The organism is Pseudomonas sp. Y3 TE3536 (assembly GCF_053629175.1).
In genome coordinates, this window is record NZ_JBRJHU010000001.1 from 2,857,767 (window position 1) to 2,873,619 (window position 15,853).

Sequence of the window (15,853 nt, forward strand, 5' to 3'; positions counted from 1 at the left end):
TGTGACGGGGGCTGCTGCGCAGCCCAATCGCCGGCAAGCCGGCTCCCACAGTGCGTTCGACGACAACCCAAACCCTGTGGGAGCTGGCTTGCCAGCGATTGGGCCGCGCAGCGGCCCCCCTTGCACAGACCCCACCGACCCGCTATGAATCACGGCACACTCCAGCCAAGGCCAAGCGCGTGAAAACCCGATCCGAAGAACTCCAGGTATTCGTCGCTGTGATCGACTGCGGTTCGATCTCTGCTGCTGCCGAGCAGGTGGGCCAGACCCCGTCAGCCGTCAGCCGCACCTTGTCGCGCCTGGAGGCCAAGCTTGGCACCACCCTGGTCAACCGCACCACCCGGCGCATGGACCTGACCGAAGAAGGCCGCTTCTTTCTTGAGCGCTCGCGGCTGATCCTGGAACAGATGGACGCGATGGAAGAGCGCCTGTCGATGAACCACCAGACCGCCACCGGGCGCCTGCGCATCAACGCCGCCGCGCCGTTCATGCTGCACGCCATCCTGCCCTGGATCGGCGAGTTCCGCCGCCAGTACCCCGGCATCGAGCTGGAGCTCAACACCGACGACCTGATCATCGACCTGCTCGAACAGAGCACCGATGTGGCGATCCGTATCGGCGAGCTGGCCGACTCCAGCCTGCACGCCCGCAACCTGGGGTGCAGCCCGGTTCAGGTGCTGGCCAGCCCCGCCTACCTGGAGCGCCACGGCACCCCGCAGCGCGTCGAAGACTTGGCCAACCACTGCTTGCTCGGCTTCAGCCAGCCCGAGTCGCTCAACCACTGGCCCTTGCGCCATGCCCAGGGCGACCGCTGGGCGATCCGCCCCGCGCTGATCGCCTCCAGCGGCGAAACCCTGCGCCAGCTGGCGCTGGCCGGGGAGGGCATCGTCAGCCTGTCGCATTTCATGACCCACGAAGACATCCGCAGCGGCCGCCTGCAGGTGCTGCTGGGCGACGCCAACAACGGCTATCGCCAGCCAATCCATGCGGTGTACTACCGCAACACTCAGTTGGCGCTGCGCATCCAGTGCTTCCTCGATTTTATCCAGCGCAAGCTGGCGATGTACGCCTGCTGAGTTGCCTGAACGCGACACATCCTGCCCAAAGGCGGCGAAACTTCCTACGTTGGATTGCACAGTCGACACGCTTCGGCCTTACTGAGTGATCAACAAAAACAACACCAAGGAAGTGTCATGCGTATTGTCCTGTTCCCGACCATGGCCCTCGGAGCCGCGATCCTGACCTGTTCCTCGGCCTATGCAGCTGCCCTGGAAGGTGGCGCGGTGGCTGCGCCCGATCAATATGGTGCACAGGTTGCCGCCGATATCCTGAAAAAAGGCGGCAACGCCGTGGACGCCGCCGTGGCAACGGCATTCACCCTGGCGGTGACCTACCCAGAAGCCGGCAACATCGGCGGCGGTGGCTTCATGACCCTGTTCGTCGACGGCAAGCCCTACTTCCTCGACTACCGCGAAGTGGCGCCCAAGGCAGCCAGCCGCAACATGTACCTGGACGACAAAGGCGAGGTGATCGAGAACCTCAGCCTGGTCGGTGTGCGGGCAGCAGGTGTACCCGGCACGGTGATGGGCCTGTGGGAGGCGCACCAGAAGTTCGGCAAGTTGCCGTGGAGCGAGCTGCTGACGCCGGCCATCGGCTATGCCAAAAACGGTTTCAAGATTGCCGAAAAGCAGTACCAGTACCGCAACGATGCCCAAGGCCTGTTCAAGACGGCGACCAACTTCAACGACTACTTCGGCAACATGAAGGTCGGCGAACTGTTCAAACAGCCAGAAATGGCCCAGACCCTCGAGCGCATTGCCGACAAGGGCGTAAGCGAGTTCTACCAGGGCAAGACCGCCGACCTGCTGGTGGCGCAGATGCAGGCTGACAAAGGCCTGATCACCAAGCAAGACCTCAAGGACTACAAGGCGGTCTGGCGTGAGCCGATGGCCTTGAGCTGGCGCGGTAACGTGGTCTACACCGCGCCGCCGCCAAGCTCCGGCGGCGTCGCCCTGGCCCAGTTGCTGGGCATCAAGGAAGACCGCGCGGCAGACTTCAAGGGCGTGGCGCACAACTCGGCGCAGTACATTCACCTGCTTGCCGAGATCGAGAAGCGCGTGTTTGCCGACCGTGCCGACTACCTGGGCGACCCGGCCTTCACCAAGGTGCCGGTCGATCAGTTGATTGCCAAGGAGTACCTGGCCAAGCGCGCCGCGCAGGTCAACCCCAAGGCCATTTCGGTCACCGATGACGTCAAGCCGGGGCTGGAGCCGCACCAGACCACGCACTTCTCCATCGTCGACAAACAGGGCAACGCGGTCAGCAACACCTACACCCTCAACCTCGACTACGGCAGTGGCGTGGTGGTCAAGGGCGCCGGCTTCCTGCTCAACGACGAGATGGACGACTTCAGCGCCAAGCCGGGTGCGGCCAATGCCTTTGGTGTGGTGGGCGGGGATGCCAACGCCATCGAGCCGGGCAAGCGCATGCTGTCATCCATGAGCCCGAGCCTGATGACCCGCGATGGCAAGGTTGAGCTGGTGATCGGTACGCCAGGTGGCTCGCGCATCTTCACCTCGATCTTCCAGGTGATGAACAACCTGTACGACTACGACATGCCGCTGGAAAAGGCGGTAGCGGCGCAGCGTGTGCACCATCAGTTGCTGCCTAAAGACACTATCTACTTCGACAGCTATGCACCGCTGACCGGCGCGGTGGCGGATGACTTGAAGAAAATGGGGTATGTGCTGGAGGACCAGGGCTGGGAGATGGGCGATATCCAGGCGATCCGGGTGAACGGGGACAAGCTGGAAACGGCGTCCGATCCGCGTGGGCGTGGGGTGGGGATTATCGTCAAATAACGATCGCACCTGTGTAGGAGCAGCCTTGTGCTGCGAAGAGGCCAGTGGCAGCCCAGTAAATCTGCGGTGCTGCCACTGGCCTCTTCGCAGCACAAGGCTGCTCCTACCTGGGTTTGGCGCACGGAGTGTGCGCCCGCCGTGGTTGAATCAAACGCGGAACTGGCTCACCAGCATCTGCAACTGCCCGCCCAACCGCGCCAGCTCAACGCTGGACGCCGCCGTCTCGTTATTGGCCGCTGCCGTCTGCTCGGACACATCCCGCACATTCAGAATGCTCCGGCTGATTTCTTCGGCCACCGCGCTCTGCTCTTCCGCCGCCGCCGCAATCTGCTGGTTCATCGACTGAATGCTCGACACCGTGCCGGTGATGCTTTCCAGCGAGGCGCCGGCCTTGCGCGCCAGTTCGACACTGCTGTCGGTCAGGGTCCGGCTACCCTGCATGGCCGTCGCCACTTGCTGGGTGCCGTGCTGCAGGCTGGCAATCAGCTCTTCGATCTCTTCGGTGGACTTCTGCGTGCGCTGGGCCAACCCACGCACCTCGTCAGCGACCACGGCAAAGCCACGGCCCGCCTCGCCGGCACGGGCCGCTTCGATCGCGGCGTTGAGTGCCAGCAGGTTGGTCTGGTCGGCTACCGACTTGATCACGTCCATCACGCTGCCGATCTTCTGGCTTTCTTGTTGCAGCAGGTTCATGGCCTCGGTGGAGCGGTGCATTTCTTCGGCCAGGCGTTCGATTTGGCTGATAGCCTCACCGACCACCTGATCACCCGCGCGGGCTTCGTCATCGGCACCGGTGGCGGCATGCGAGGCCTGCTCGGCGTTGCGCGCGACTTCCTGAACCGTGGCCGCCATTTCGTGCATTGCAGTGGCGACTTGGTCGGTCTCGACTTTCTGGCTGTTGGCCCCCGCGCTGGTTTGCTCGGTGACCGCCGACAGCTCTTCGGCAGCGCTGGCGATCTGGGTGACGCCGTCGCGGATGCCGCTGATCAGCTCGCGCAGGGTGGTGCCCATGCGGGCGATGCCCTGTTGCAATACGCCCAGTTCATCACGGCGGGTGACGCGCAGGTCGTGCGTCAGGTCGCCGCCCGCGATGCGCTCCACCGCTTGCAAGGTTTCCTGCAGCGGGCGGGTGATCTGCCGGGTGATGAGTACCGCGGCCAGTACGCCGACCAGCAACGCCAGCAAGGTCGCGATGGCCTGCAGGCTACGGGCCTGCGCACTCTCGATGTCGCGGCGCTCCAGCTGGATTTTGTACAGCGCGTCGCTGGTCTTGACGATGTCGGCGCCTTGGACAGTCATTTCAGCGCGCGCGCTGGTAATGCTGGCCAGCGCATCACGGAACTGGCGCACGGCGTCACGGTAGGCCAGCACTGACTGTTCGAACTGCTGCAGACGCGCGTCGGCGGCCGGCAGCCGGCGCTTGAGGTTGTCGGCCTCGGCCAGCGCCGCTTCGAGCTGGCGCAGGGCGGCCTGTTCATTGGTCGCGCTGTTATCGGCCATGTAGCCGCGCACGTCGATGCGTACCTGCAGCAGTTGCTGGCGGGCCTTGCTGATCAGCTGGTACTGGGCCAGGCGCACGCTGTCGGTTTCGGGGCGTGCCATGACTTCCTGGCTAAGGGCGTCCATGGCCTGGTCGGCCTTGGCGCCCGACGCATTCATGGCATCACGCGCGGCCCGGGTGGCGTTGTAGCCCGTGCGCATGGTGGCCAGCGAGACCTTGTACTGGCTGATGGTCTGCCCCAGTTCGTGCAGCAGCTTGACGTTGTCCGGGCTCTTGAACGTGCTGACCAGGCGTTGTTGCTGGTTGCTGAAGGCATCGAGCTTGTTCAGCGTGTTGGCTGCCGCCGCATCATCGCCGTTGGCAATCATGTACTGCAGGCGGGCGATGCGCAGGTCAGTCAGGTCCTTGTTGAGCTGGCTGATATCGCTCATCCAGTTGCTGCGGTCGATCAGGCTGCCCAGGCTGGTCCAGCCGGTCAGGGCCAGCAGGCCGGTGAGGATCAGCACCAGGCCGAAGCCCAGGCCGAGTTTGAGGTTGACGCTGATGTTGGCAAACCAGCTGTTCATGCACGCACTCCAGAAGTTGTTTTCGCTCTCTTGATCGTCGATCGCAAGGCGTTGTTGTTCTGGATGCCCGCTGATTCGTGCAGGGGTTATCGGCAATGATCAGGGAAGCTGAAACGCTTTTTCAGCAGATTTGTAACTTGTCGTTAGGGTGAGGCTGGGGCTGCCAGGCAGCCCCGGGCGTGTCAGAGGTTACGGGCACTGAAGGTATCGCAGCTGTTCACTTCGCCCTCGGCAAACCCCGCCTTGAACCAGCGCACACGCTGCGCCGAGGTGCCGTGGGTAAAGGAGTCGGGCACCACGCGGCCCTGGCCTTTTTGCTGCAGGCGGTCATCACCGATGGCATTGGCCGCGTTCAGCGCTTCCTCGACGTCACCCGGCTCCAGCCAGTTCAGGCGTTTTTGCGCTTGGTAGGCCCACACCCCTGCCAGGCAGTCGGCCTGCAGCTCCTGGCGCACCAGCAAGCCGTTGTCGCCTTCCATGCGCTGGCCATTGCGGCGGGCGGCATCGACCTTGGCCGACACGCCGAGCAGGGTCTGCACGTGGTGGCCGATCTCGTGGGCGATGACGTAGGCCTGGGCAAAGTCACCCGCAGCCGCGAAACGGGTTTCCATCTCGCGGAAGAACGACATGTCCAGGTACACCCGCTGGTCGGCCGGGCAATAGAACGGGCCGACGGCCGCCGAAGCGAAGCCGCAGGCCGAGTTGACCTGGCCGCTGAACAGCACCAGTTTGGGGTCGCGGTACTGCTTGCCCGCCTGGGAGAACAGCGCTTTCCAGGTGTCTTCCGTGTCACCCAGCACCGAGGCGACGAAGTCGGCCTGCTGGTCATTGGCTGGCGGCGCCTTGCCGCCTGCGCCACTGGGCGCCTGTTGCTGCTGCTGGGTCATCTGCCCGGTGAGCTGGCCGAGTATCTGCAGCGGGTCTTGCCCGGTCAGCCAGCCAATGCCCACGATCAGCAGGATGGCCCCCAGCCCGAGGCCCTTGCCGCCGCCGAAGCGCATGCCGCCACCACCGCCACCTTCACCTCGGGCATCGACCACGTTGTCGCTGCGTCGGCCTTTTCGCCATTCCATGAATGCTCTCCGGAGCGTGAAACAAGAAGACAAAGATTAGTTCACCAACGGGGAGGGTGTCAGACAAAGGTGTTAACCCATAACCATATGGTTATGTATGTGAGGGCTGATTTCAGTATTCATCCCGCGCGGCTTATCTGAAACTGTAAGTCCGCCTGCCCTGCAAGGCGTCCAGATAATTCCAAGAGAGGAAAACGGCATGCCCGCCCAGGACACCAGCCGCTTCGTGATCCGTGATCGCAATTGGCACCCTAAAGCCCTGACCCCCGACTACAAGACCTCCATTGCCCGCTCGCCGCGCCAGGCATTGGTCAGCATCCCGCAGTCGATCAGCGAAACCACCGGCCCGGACTTCACCCACCTGGGTTTCGGCGCCCACGACCATGACCTGCTGCTGAACTTCAACAACGGTGGCCTGCCGATTGGTGAGCGCATCATCGTTGCCGGCCGCGTGGTCGATCAATACGGCAAGCCTGTGCCCAATACCCTGGTGGAAATGTGGCAGGCCAACGCTGGCGGCCGCTACCGCCACAAGAACGACCGCTACCTGGCACCGCTGGACCCTAACTTCGGTGGCGTCGGCCGTTGCCTGACCGACCGCGACGGCTACTACAGCTTCCGCACCATCAAGCCGGGCCCATACCCATGGCGCAACGGCCCGAACGACTGGCGCCCGGCGCACATCCACTTCGGCATCAGCGGCCCATCGATTGCGACCAAGCTGATCACCCAGCTGTACTTCGAGGGTGACCCGCTGATCCCGATGTGCCCGATCGTCAAGTCGATCGCCAACCCAGAAGCCGTGCAGCAGTTGATCGCCAAGCTCGACATGAGCAACGCCAACCCGATGGACTGCCTGGCATACCGCTTTGATATCGTGCTGCGCGGCCAGCGCAAGACCCACTTCGAAAACTGCTGAGGACCCCGCCATGCCAATCGAACTGCTGCCGGAAACCCCTTCGCAGACTGCCGGCCCCTACGTGCATATCGGCCTGGCCCTGGAAGCGGCCGGCAACCCGACCCGCGACCAGGAAATCTGGAACCGCCTGGCCAAGCCAGAGGCGCCGGGTGAACACATCCTGTTGATCGGCCAGGTCTATGACGGTAACGGGCACCTGGTGCGCGATTCGTTCCTGGAGCTGTGGCAGGCCGATGCCGCCGGCCAGTACCAGGATGCATACAACCTGGAAAACGCCTTCAACAGCTTCGGCCGCACCGCTACCACTTTCGATGCCGGTGAGTGGACCGTGCAAACGGTGAAGCCGGGTGTGGTGAAGAACGCGGCCGGCGTGCCGATGGCGCCGCACATCAACATCAGCCTGTTTGCCCGTGGCATCAACATCCACCTGCACACGCGCTTGTATTTTGATGATGAAGCCGAAGCCAACGCCAAGTGCCCGGTGCTCAACCTGATCGAGCAGCCGCAGCGCCGTGAGACGTTGATTGCCAAGCGTTGCGAAGTGGATGGGAAGACGGCGTACCGTTTCGATATCCGTATTCAGGGGGAAGGGGAGACGGTGTTCTTCGACTTCTGAGTTATTGGGGGCCGCTTCGCGGCCCATCGCAGGCAAGCCAGCTCCTACAGGTACAGCGCCAGTCAAGAGGTTGACGCTGTACCTGTAGGAGCTGGCTTGCCTGCGATGGGCTGCAAAGCAGCCCCAATTTCTACCAATCAACGCCGAACCAGCAAAACCCCACTTTCCATGTGATGGGTATACGGGAACTGGTCAAACAACGCACAACGCTCGATGCGGTGTGTGTCCTGCAACTGCTCAATGTTCGCCGCCAGCGTTTCCGGATTGCACGAGATGTACAAAATCCGCTCGAAGCGCCGGGTCAGCTCGCAGGTATCCGGGTCCATCCCCGCACGCGGCGGGTCGACGAACACGGTACCGAACGCGTAACTTTTCAGGTCGATCCCTTCCAGCCGACGGAACGGGCGCACGTCATTCAGCGCCTGGGTCAGCTCTTCAGCCGACAGCCGCACCAAGCGCACGTTATCCACACCGTTCTCATCAAGGTTGCTCAGCGCAGCATTGACCGAGGTCTTGCTGATCTCGGTTGCCAGCACTTGGCGCGCACGGGTGGCCAGTGGCAGGGTGAAGTTGCCGTTGCCGCAATACAGCTCCAGCAGGTCATCCTCGCGCTCGCCCATGGCGTCGAACGCCCAGCTCAGCATCTTCTGGTTCACCGCGCCGTTAGGCTGGGTGAACGCGCCTTCCGGCTGGCGATAGCTGAACACACGGCCCGCCACGTCCAGTTTCTCTACCGCGTAATCACGGCCAATCACCAGGCGCTTGCCCTTGGAGCGGCCTATCAGGCTTACCCCCAGTTCTTCGGCCAACTGCCGCGCCGCCACTTCCCAGGCCTCGTCCAGCGGGCGGTGGTAGCACATCGTGACCATCGCATCGCCGGCCAGTGTGGTGAGGAACTCCACCTGGAACAGGCGATTGCTCAGTGCCTCGCTGGCCTGCCAGGCCGCCTTCAGGCGCGGCATCAAGTCATTGATGCGCTCGCTGGCGATGGGGAAGTCGTCAATCAGGATCGCCTTGTGCTTCTCGCCCGGGGCGAACATCGCGTAGTGGCGCTGGCCGTCCTCGCGCCACAGGCGGAACTCGGCGCGCAGGCGATAGTGCTCGCGCGGCGAATCGAAAACAGCCGGTTCCGGCGCGCCGAACGGCGCCAGCAGCGCGCGCAGCCGGGCAACCTTGGCGTCCAGCTGGGTGGCGTAGGAGGAGGGGTCGAAAGCAGCACTCATGCGTTGAACCAGCCCAGCTTGATGACGAACAGGATGGAAAGGATCACCAGGGCCGGGTTCAGGTCGCGGTGGCGACCGGAGATCAGCTTGACGGCGGTCCAGGAAATGAAGCCGAAGGCGATGCCGTTAGCGATCGAGTAGGTCAGCGGCATGGCCAGGGCGGTCACCACCACAGGTGCGGCTTCGGTGACGTCGTCCCAGTTTATTTCCGCCAGGCCCGAGGCCATCAGCACGGCGACGAACAGCAGCGCTGGCGCCGTGGCGAAGGCCGGTACGCTACCGGCCAGCGGTGCGAAGAACAGCGCCAGCAGGAACAGCACGGCCACCACGATGGCGGTCAGGCCGGTGCGCCCGCCCGCGCTCACGCCGGCAGCCGATTCGATGTAGCTGGTGGTGGTCGAGGTGCCCAGCAGCGAGCCGGCCATGGCGGCGGTGCTGTCGGCGATCAGGGCGCGGCCCATCTTCGGCATGTGGCCGTCCTTGCCCATCAGGCCGGCGCGTTTGGCCACGCCGATCAGGGTGCCGGAGTTGTCGAACAGGTCGACGAACAGGAAGGCGAAGATGACGCTGACCAGGCCCACATCCAAGGCACCGGCGATGTCCAGCTGGAGGAAGGTCGGTGCCAGCGATGGCGGCATGGACACGACGCCGGCGAACGGCGTCACGCCCATCGCGATCGCGGCGATGGTCACGGCCAGAATGCCGATCAGCACCGCGCCGCGAACCTTCAGCGATTCGAGGCCGACGATCAGGAAGAAGCCCAGGGTGGCGAGGATCGGCGCCGGTTGCTTGAGGTCGCCCAGGCCAACCAGGGTGGCCGGGTTATCGACGACGATGCCTGCGTTATGCAGGGCGATCAGCGCCAGGAACAAGCCGATACCGGCGGCAATGGCCGAGCGCAGCGGCAGTGGGATGCTGTTCACGATCCATTCGCGAATGCGGAAGATCGACAGCAGGAAGAACATCACCGCCGACAGGAACACCGCGCCCAGCGCGACCTGCCAGGTGTGGCCCATGTGCAGGACCACGGTGTAGGTGAAGAAGGCGTTCAGGCCCATGCCCGGCGCCAGGGCGATCGGGTAGTTGGCGATCAGGCCCATGGTCGTCGAGCCGATGGCCGCGGCCAGGCAGGTGGCGACGAAGATCGCACCTTTGTCCATGCCGGTCTCGCCGAGGATGCTCGGGTTGACGAACAGGATGTAGGCCATGGCCAGGAAGGTGGTGACGCCCGCAAGAATCTCGGTGCGCACATTGGTGTTGTGTGCTTTTAGTTGAAACAGCCTTTCCAGCATGCCCGCTCCCCAAGGCGCCCCCGGCGCCGTGATTTGTATCGACCCCATCAGCAAAGCACAGACCGTACCGGTTGCCGTGGTTTTATCTGGGGCGGAAAAAAGCCGCGCATCATACCAGCATGCATGGCGGGGGCCTATGGCCATTGGGGAATGGGATTTTGCAAACCCACGCCACCCTCAACGCCTGTGCTGAAAACCGTGTAGGAGCAGCCTTGTGCTGCGAAGAGGCCGGTCTGACAGACGATGCGTTATGGCAGTTAGGGCCTCTTCGCAGCACAAGGCTGCTCCTACAAGGCTCCGCGCAGGGCCTGAGGCCGGTGATCAGCCGCTGTGCAACCGATCGCGTTTGGCCAACGTTGGGAACAGTTTTATCCACACCCCGGTCACCACCAGCGTGCCCACGCCACCGAGCACCACCGCCGGCACTGTGCCAAACCAGTGCGCCGTGACCCCGGATTCGAACTCGCCGAGCTGGTTCGAGGCACCGATGAACAAGCCGTTGACGGCGCTCACCCGCCCGCGCATTTCATCTGGCGTCTCCAACTGCACGAATGAACTGCGAATGACCATGCTGATCATGTCCGCCGCACCTAGCACCACCAGCACCGCCAGCGAGAACCAGAACGACGTCGACAGGCCAAACGCGATGGTCGCCACGCCAAATACGCCCACCGCTGTGAACATGGTGCGCCCGACCTTGCGCTCGAACGGGAAGCGCGCCAGCCACAGCGACATCAGCAACGCGCCCACCGCCGGTGCCGAGCGCAGCAGGCCCAGGCCCCAGGGGCCGGTGAGCAGGATGTCCTTGGCGAACACCGGCAACAGCGCGGTCGCGCCGCCCAGCAGCACGGCGAACAGGTCGAGCGAAATGGCCCCGAGAATGTCTGGCCGGCTGCGGATAAAGCGAATACCGGCCAATAGCGACTCCAGGCTGGCACGGCCGCGTTGGGCCACTTGCTGGCGCGCGTCCAGGCTCAAGGTCAGCACGCAAGCGATGGCGTACAGCCCTACGGTCGGCCCATACACCCAGATGCTGCCAAAGGCGTACAGCAAGCCGCCCACCGCCGGGGCGACGATGGTGGCGGCCTGGGTCGCCGAGGCCGAGGCTGCCACTGCCCGGGGGAACAACCCCGGCGGCACGACGTTGGGCAGCAGGGCCTGGGTCGCCGGCATCTCGAACGAACGTGTCGCGCCCAGCAGGAAGGCCAGGGCGAAAATCAGCTCGCGGCTGACGTTGTCGGTGGCGCTGCCCACCGCCAGCGCCAGGGCAATCAACCCCTGCAGGCTCTGGCACAGGGCGGCGACCTTGCGCCGGTCATAGCGGTCGGCAACATGCCCGGTGTGCAGCATGAACAGCACGCGCGGGGCGAATTCGACCAGGCCGACCAGGCCCAGGTCGAGCACATTGCCGGTGAGCTGGTAGAGGTGCCAACCGATGGCCACGGTGAGCATCTGGAAGCCGCTGGCGGTAAACACACGGGCCAGCCAGAAGGCGATGAAGGGGCGATGATGACGCAACAACTGCGGTGCGGAATCGGACATCGGAAACCTGTGGCCTCGGCGCAGTAGAGGGGGCGGCAGATTATCATCTGTTTGTAACAAGCAGTTACTGTTTGCCGTAATCGGCACTTTTTCACGGTTTATGTAAGAGGGTGGGGCAACGGGTCACGCGGCAATCAACCACACGGCCCGCCTGGCCATTCAGGACTATGCTTCCAGTCAGTCGTTGACCTGGATCAATCGTTGTAAATGCAACGATCAGCCGACGATGTGGCCTTTGGGCCGGAATCCCTGCGATTGCACAGAACAATTCCAACTCGCCGCACTCGATACCGTGGGGGCAGTAGGCGCCAGGGCCACGAGCCCGAACGCCGGATTATCTGAAGAGGAAGCACTATGTTCGGTTTAGAGGCCCTAGATCTCGCCCGAATCCAGTTTGCATTTACCGTGTCCTTTCACATCTTGTTCCCGGCCATCACCATTGGCTTGGCGAGCTATCTGGCGGTCCTCGAAGGCCTTTGGCTGCGGACCCACAACCAGGTCTACCGTGACCTCTACCACTTCTGGTCGAAAATCTTCGCCGTCAACTTCGGCATGGGCGTGGTTTCTGGCCTGGTCATGGCCTATCAGTTCGGCACCAACTGGAGCCGCTTCTCCGATTTCGCCGGCGCCGTCACTGGCCCCTTGCTCACCTATGAGGTGCTGACGGCGTTCTTCCTCGAGGCAGGCTTCCTGGGCGTCATGCTGTTTGGCTGGAACCGTGTCGGCCGCGGCCTGCACTTCTTCGCCACAGTCATGGTGGCGCTCGGCACGCTGGTCTCGACCTTCTGGATCCTGGCCTCCAACAGCTGGATGCAGACCCCGCAAGGCCACGAGATCATCGATGGCCGCGTGGTACCGGTGGACTGGCTGGCGGTGATCTTCAACCCCTCGTTCCCCTACCGGCTGATGCACATGGCCACGGCCGCGTTCGTTGCCACAGCCTTCTTCGTCGGCGCCTCGGCGGCCTGGCACTTGCTGCGCGGGCGTGACAACCCGGCCGTGCGCAAGATGCTGTCGATGGCCATGTGGATGGCGCTGATCGTTGCGCCGATCCAAGCGGTGATCGGTGACTTCCACGGGCTCAACACGCTCAAGCACCAGCCGGTCAAAATTGCCGCCATCGAGGGCCATTGGGAGAACGTGCCGGGCGAACCGACCCCGTTGATCCTGTTCGGCATCCCCGACATGAAAGCCGAGACCACGCGCTTCAAGGTCGAGATCCCAGCCCTCGGCAGCCTGATCCTGACCCACAGCCTGGACAAGCAAGTGCCCGCGATGAAGGAATTCCCGGCAGCGGACCGGCCCAACTCGACCATCGTGTTCTGGTCGTTCCGGGTCATGGTCGGGCTTGGCTTCCTGATGATCTTCGTGGGCCTGTGGAGCCTGTGGCTGCGCAAGCGCGGCACGCTCTACAGCTCCAGGCCGTTCCTGTACCTGACCCTGTGGATGGGGCCTTCCGGCCTGATCGCCATCCTGGCCGGCTGGTTCACTACCGAAATCGGCCGCCAGCCGTGGGTGGTGTATGGCCTGATGCGCACCTCCGAAGGGGTCTCCAACCACAGCTACGTTCAGCTCGGCTTTACCCTGGTGGCGTTCGTGGTGGTGTACTTCGCCCTGTTCGGCACCGGCCTCGGCTACATGATGCGCCTGGTGCGCAAAGGGCCGAAGACGGGCGAGGGGGATGAACCCAACCCAGGTGGCCCAGGCCAGAAACGCACGCCGGCGCGGCCGCTGTCCGCCGCCGATGATGGCCATGAGGCCAACACCGTCAGCCTGAGCAAGGGGAACTGAGCCATGGGTATCGACCTTCCGCTGATCTGGGCCGTGATCATCATCTTCGGCGTCATGATGTACGTGGTGATGGATGGTTTCGACCTGGGCATCGGCATGCTCTTCCCCTTCGTCAAGGGCGAGCGTGACCGTGATGTGATGATGAACACCGTCGCCCCCGTGTGGGACGGCAACGAGACCTGGCTGGTGCTGGGCGGCGCCGGGCTGTTCGGGGCCTTCCCGATGGCCTATTCGGTGGTGCTCGAAGCCTTGTACCTGCCGCTGATCCTCATGCTGATCGGCTTGATCTTCCGCGGCGTGGCCTTCGAGTTCCGTTTCAAGGCCAAGGATGACAAGCGGCACATCTGGGACAAGGCGTTCATTTGGGGTTCGTTGATCGCGACCTTCTTCCAGGGCGTTGCGCTGGGCGCGTTCATCGAGGGCTTCAAGGTGGTTGACCGCCACTATGCCGGTGGCACCCTCGACTGGCTGACCCCGTTCAGTGTGTTCAGCGGGTTGGGCCTGATTGTCGCCTACACCCTGCTGGGCTGCACGTGGCTGATCATGAAGACCGAAGGGCCGCTGCAATTGCAGATGCATGACCTGGCCAAGCCGCTGGCGCTGGTGCTGCTGGTGGTGATCGGTATCGTCAGCCTGTGGACGCCGATCGCCTACCCGCAAATCGCCGACCGCTGGTTCAGCATGCCTAACCTGATCTGGTTCATGCCGGTGCCGATCCTGGTGCTGGTGACCTTCTACGGGTTGCTCAAGGCGGTCGCGCGCAATGCCAACTACACGCCGTTCCTGCTGACCTTGGTGCTGATCTTCCTCGGTTACAGCGGCCTGGGCATCAGCGTATGGCCGAACATCATCCCGCCGTCGATCTCGATCTGGGATGCCGCGGCGCCGCCGCAGAGCCAAGGGTTCATGCTGGTGGGTACGTTGTTCATCCTGCCGTTCATCCTGGGGTACACCTTCTGGAGCTACTACGTGTTCCGCGGCAAGGTGACCCATGAAGACGGCTATCACTAGGAGGCGCGCATGATGACCGGCAAGCATGGCTTGGAAGAGAAGAAGCCACTGTGGCAGCGCCTGGGTTGGCTGGTGCTGATCTGGGCAATGAGTGTGGCGGCCCTGGGTGTGGCGGCCTATGTGATGCGCCTGTTCATGGGGGCAGCTGGCCTCACCACCCATTGATCAAAAGGGTTTAGCCCTTCCTTGTAGGAGCAGCCTTGTGCTGCGAAGAGGCCAGTGGCAGCACGTAGATTTTCGCTGCTGTCACCGGCCTCTTCGCAGCGCAAGGCTGCTCCTACCTGGGTTGCGCATGGCTGGAGTTTGGCAGTCGCAGATTGTTACTTGCGGGCCTTGAGGATCACGAACTTCGGCGTCGCCGCTACTTGTTCAACCCCGCGGAACAGCCGCGCCAGTTTGCTGTGGTAACCCAGGTGGCGGTTACCGACGATGTACAGCGCACCCCCCACCACCAATGCCTCGCGGGCCTGCTGGAACATGCGCCAGGCCAAGAAGTCGCCGACCACTTGCTGTTGGTGGAACGGCGGGTTGCACAGCACCACGTCCAGCGATTGTTTTTCCACCCCTGCCAAGCCATCGGCCGCCAGCATCACTGCCGGGCGCTCGCCCAGCGCTGCCTGCCAGTTTTCGCGCGCCGATTGCACCGCCATGTACGACTCGTCGACCAGCGTGTAATGCGCCTCAGGGTTATCCAGGGCACTGGCGATCGCCAACACGCCGTTGCCACAGCCCAGGTCCGCGACACGGGCGGCGCCCAGGTTGCGCGGCAGGTGGGGGAGAAACGCGCGGGTGCCGATATCCAGGCCATCGCGGCAGAACACATTGGCGTGGTTGACCAGTTCCAGCGCCGGCGATTCGAGCTGATAGCGGCTAGGGTAGGGCGAGCGCGCAGTCGGGCGCTCGGCAACGGTGGCCGTCAGCAGGCGGGCCTTTTTTTGCGCCAGCGAGGCCTGTACCGGGCCGATGTACTTCTCCATCAGGTCACCCGCCGCGCGTGGCAGGTGCTTGATCATCGCCCCGGCGATCACCTGCGCGCCGGGCGCCAGGTGGCCCTGCAGGCGGATGAGTTGCTCTTCGAGCAAGGCCAGGGTCTTGGGCACACGCACCAGTACGCGGTCGAACGGGCCCTGCCACCGCTCACTGGCCGGCACGAACGGCACGCTGTCGAACGGCTTGCCGTTGCGGGCGAGGTTTTTTTCCAGGGCCAGGTGCGCCAGGTGCGAGTCGCCGCTGCTGACCACCGCAAGTTGCCCAGCCAAGCTGGCAGCCAAGGCGCCAAAGCTGTCATTGAGCACCAGTACCCGGCAGTTCGCGTCAGGCGCCTGCTCATGCAGTTGCGCGAGCAGGTACTCGTCGGCGGCATCGAAGGCCTGCAGCGGGTCGTTGGCCTGGTCCGGCTGGCGGATCAGGTCGAGTTCGGCGTAGGGGGTGGTCAACAAGGGCATGGCGTCTGGCTCG

13 protein-coding genes and 1 pseudogene are annotated in these 15,853 nt (G+C 63.6%); 7 read left to right on the forward strand and 7 right to left on the reverse strand.

What is annotated here, in order from left to right; genetic code table 11:
- Window positions 1-179 precede the first annotated feature (179 nt).
- On the forward strand, window positions 180-1,076 hold the full coding sequence (locus AB7M33_RS12900) for a LysR family transcriptional regulator (protein ID WP_027595444.1): 897 nt from the start codon (window positions 180-182) through the stop codon (window positions 1,074-1,076).
- 117 nt (window positions 1,077-1,193) lie between these two features.
- Window positions 1,194-2,861 carry a gamma-glutamyltransferase gene (ggt, locus tag AB7M33_RS12905; RefSeq protein ID WP_339551118.1) on the forward strand — a complete coding sequence of 556 codons (1,668 nt, stop codon included), beginning with the start codon at window positions 1,194-1,196 and terminating at the stop codon, window positions 2,859-2,861.
- A 147-nt stretch (window positions 2,862-3,008) separates the two neighbouring features.
- Here ggt and AB7M33_RS12910 read toward each other — a convergent pair whose 3' ends face one another.
- The 3 genes and pseudogenes from AB7M33_RS12910 to ypfJ form a co-directional block, all read right to left on the reverse strand.
- Window positions 3,009-4,046 (reverse strand): methyl-accepting chemotaxis protein, encoded by a 1,038-nt coding sequence (locus AB7M33_RS12910; protein WP_454244220.1) that lies wholly within the window; start codon window positions 4,044-4,046, stop codon window positions 3,009-3,011.
- Window positions 4,047-4,130: 84 nt separating this feature from the next.
- A pseudogene (locus tag AB7M33_RS12915) lies at window positions 4,131-4,928 on the reverse strand (methyl-accepting chemotaxis protein); the annotation flags it as partial.
- A 182-nt stretch (window positions 4,929-5,110) separates the two neighbouring features.
- Window positions 5,111-6,001 carry a KPN_02809 family neutral zinc metallopeptidase gene (gene ypfJ, locus AB7M33_RS12920; RefSeq protein ID WP_099430441.1) on the reverse strand — a complete coding sequence of 297 codons (891 nt, stop codon included), beginning with the start codon at window positions 5,999-6,001 and terminating at the stop codon, window positions 5,111-5,113.
- A 199-nt stretch (window positions 6,002-6,200) separates the two neighbouring features.
- On the opposite strand from ypfJ, the gene pcaH reads away from it, so the two are divergent.
- The gene (pcaH, locus tag AB7M33_RS12925) at window positions 6,201-6,920 is read left to right on the forward strand and encodes a protocatechuate 3,4-dioxygenase subunit beta (protein ID WP_027595440.1); all 720 of its coding nucleotides are present in this window, start codon (window positions 6,201-6,203) and stop codon (window positions 6,918-6,920) included.
- Window positions 6,921-6,930: 10 nt separating this feature from the next.
- Window positions 6,931-7,536, forward strand: a complete 606-nt coding sequence (gene pcaG, locus AB7M33_RS12930; protein ID WP_099430440.1) for a protocatechuate 3,4-dioxygenase subunit alpha — start codon at window positions 6,931-6,933, stop codon at window positions 7,534-7,536.
- Window positions 7,537-7,673: 137 nt separating this feature from the next.
- Here pcaG and trmA read toward each other — a convergent pair whose 3' ends face one another.
- From trmA to AB7M33_RS12945, 3 genes are all read right to left on the reverse strand, one after another.
- On the reverse strand, window positions 7,674-8,759 hold the full coding sequence (trmA, locus tag AB7M33_RS12935; protein WP_099430439.1) for a tRNA (uridine(54)-C5)-methyltransferase TrmA: 1,086 nt from the start codon (window positions 8,757-8,759) through the stop codon (window positions 7,674-7,676).
- Complete coding sequence (locus tag AB7M33_RS12940; protein WP_085273929.1) at window positions 8,756-10,051, reverse strand: NCS2 family permease; 1,296 nt, start codon at window positions 10,049-10,051, stop codon at window positions 8,756-8,758. Before AB7M33_RS12940 ends, trmA begins: the two co-directional genes overlap by 4 nt.
- A gap of 321 nt (window positions 10,052-10,372) precedes the next feature.
- Entirely contained in the window at window positions 10,373-11,593 is a 1,221-nt protein-coding gene (locus AB7M33_RS12945) for an MFS transporter (protein ID WP_027595436.1), read from the reverse strand.
- 354 nt (window positions 11,594-11,947) lie between these two features.
- On the opposite strand from AB7M33_RS12945, the gene AB7M33_RS12950 reads away from it, so the two are divergent.
- Genes AB7M33_RS12950 through AB7M33_RS12960 form a run of 3 tightly spaced genes read left to right on the forward strand, consistent with a single transcriptional unit; the run spans window position 11,948 to window position 14,560 of the window.
- Entirely contained in the window at window positions 11,948-13,384 is a 1,437-nt protein-coding gene (locus AB7M33_RS12950) for a cytochrome ubiquinol oxidase subunit I (RefSeq protein WP_027595435.1), read from the forward strand.
- Window positions 13,385-13,387: 3 nt separating this feature from the next.
- Window positions 13,388-14,395 (forward strand): cytochrome d ubiquinol oxidase subunit II, encoded by a 1,008-nt coding sequence (cydB, locus tag AB7M33_RS12955; RefSeq protein WP_027595434.1) that lies wholly within the window; start codon window positions 13,388-13,390, stop codon window positions 14,393-14,395.
- Between the two features lie 9 nt (window positions 14,396-14,404).
- Complete coding sequence (locus tag AB7M33_RS12960; RefSeq protein ID WP_081717522.1) at window positions 14,405-14,560, forward strand: DUF2474 domain-containing protein; 156 nt, start codon at window positions 14,405-14,407, stop codon at window positions 14,558-14,560.
- A 155-nt stretch (window positions 14,561-14,715) separates the two neighbouring features.
- On the opposite strand, the gene AB7M33_RS12965 is transcribed toward AB7M33_RS12960, so the two are convergent.
- Entirely contained in the window at window positions 14,716-15,840 is a 1,125-nt protein-coding gene (locus AB7M33_RS12965; protein ID WP_454242938.1) for a methyltransferase, read from the reverse strand.
- Window positions 15,841-15,853: the final 13 nt, after the last annotated feature.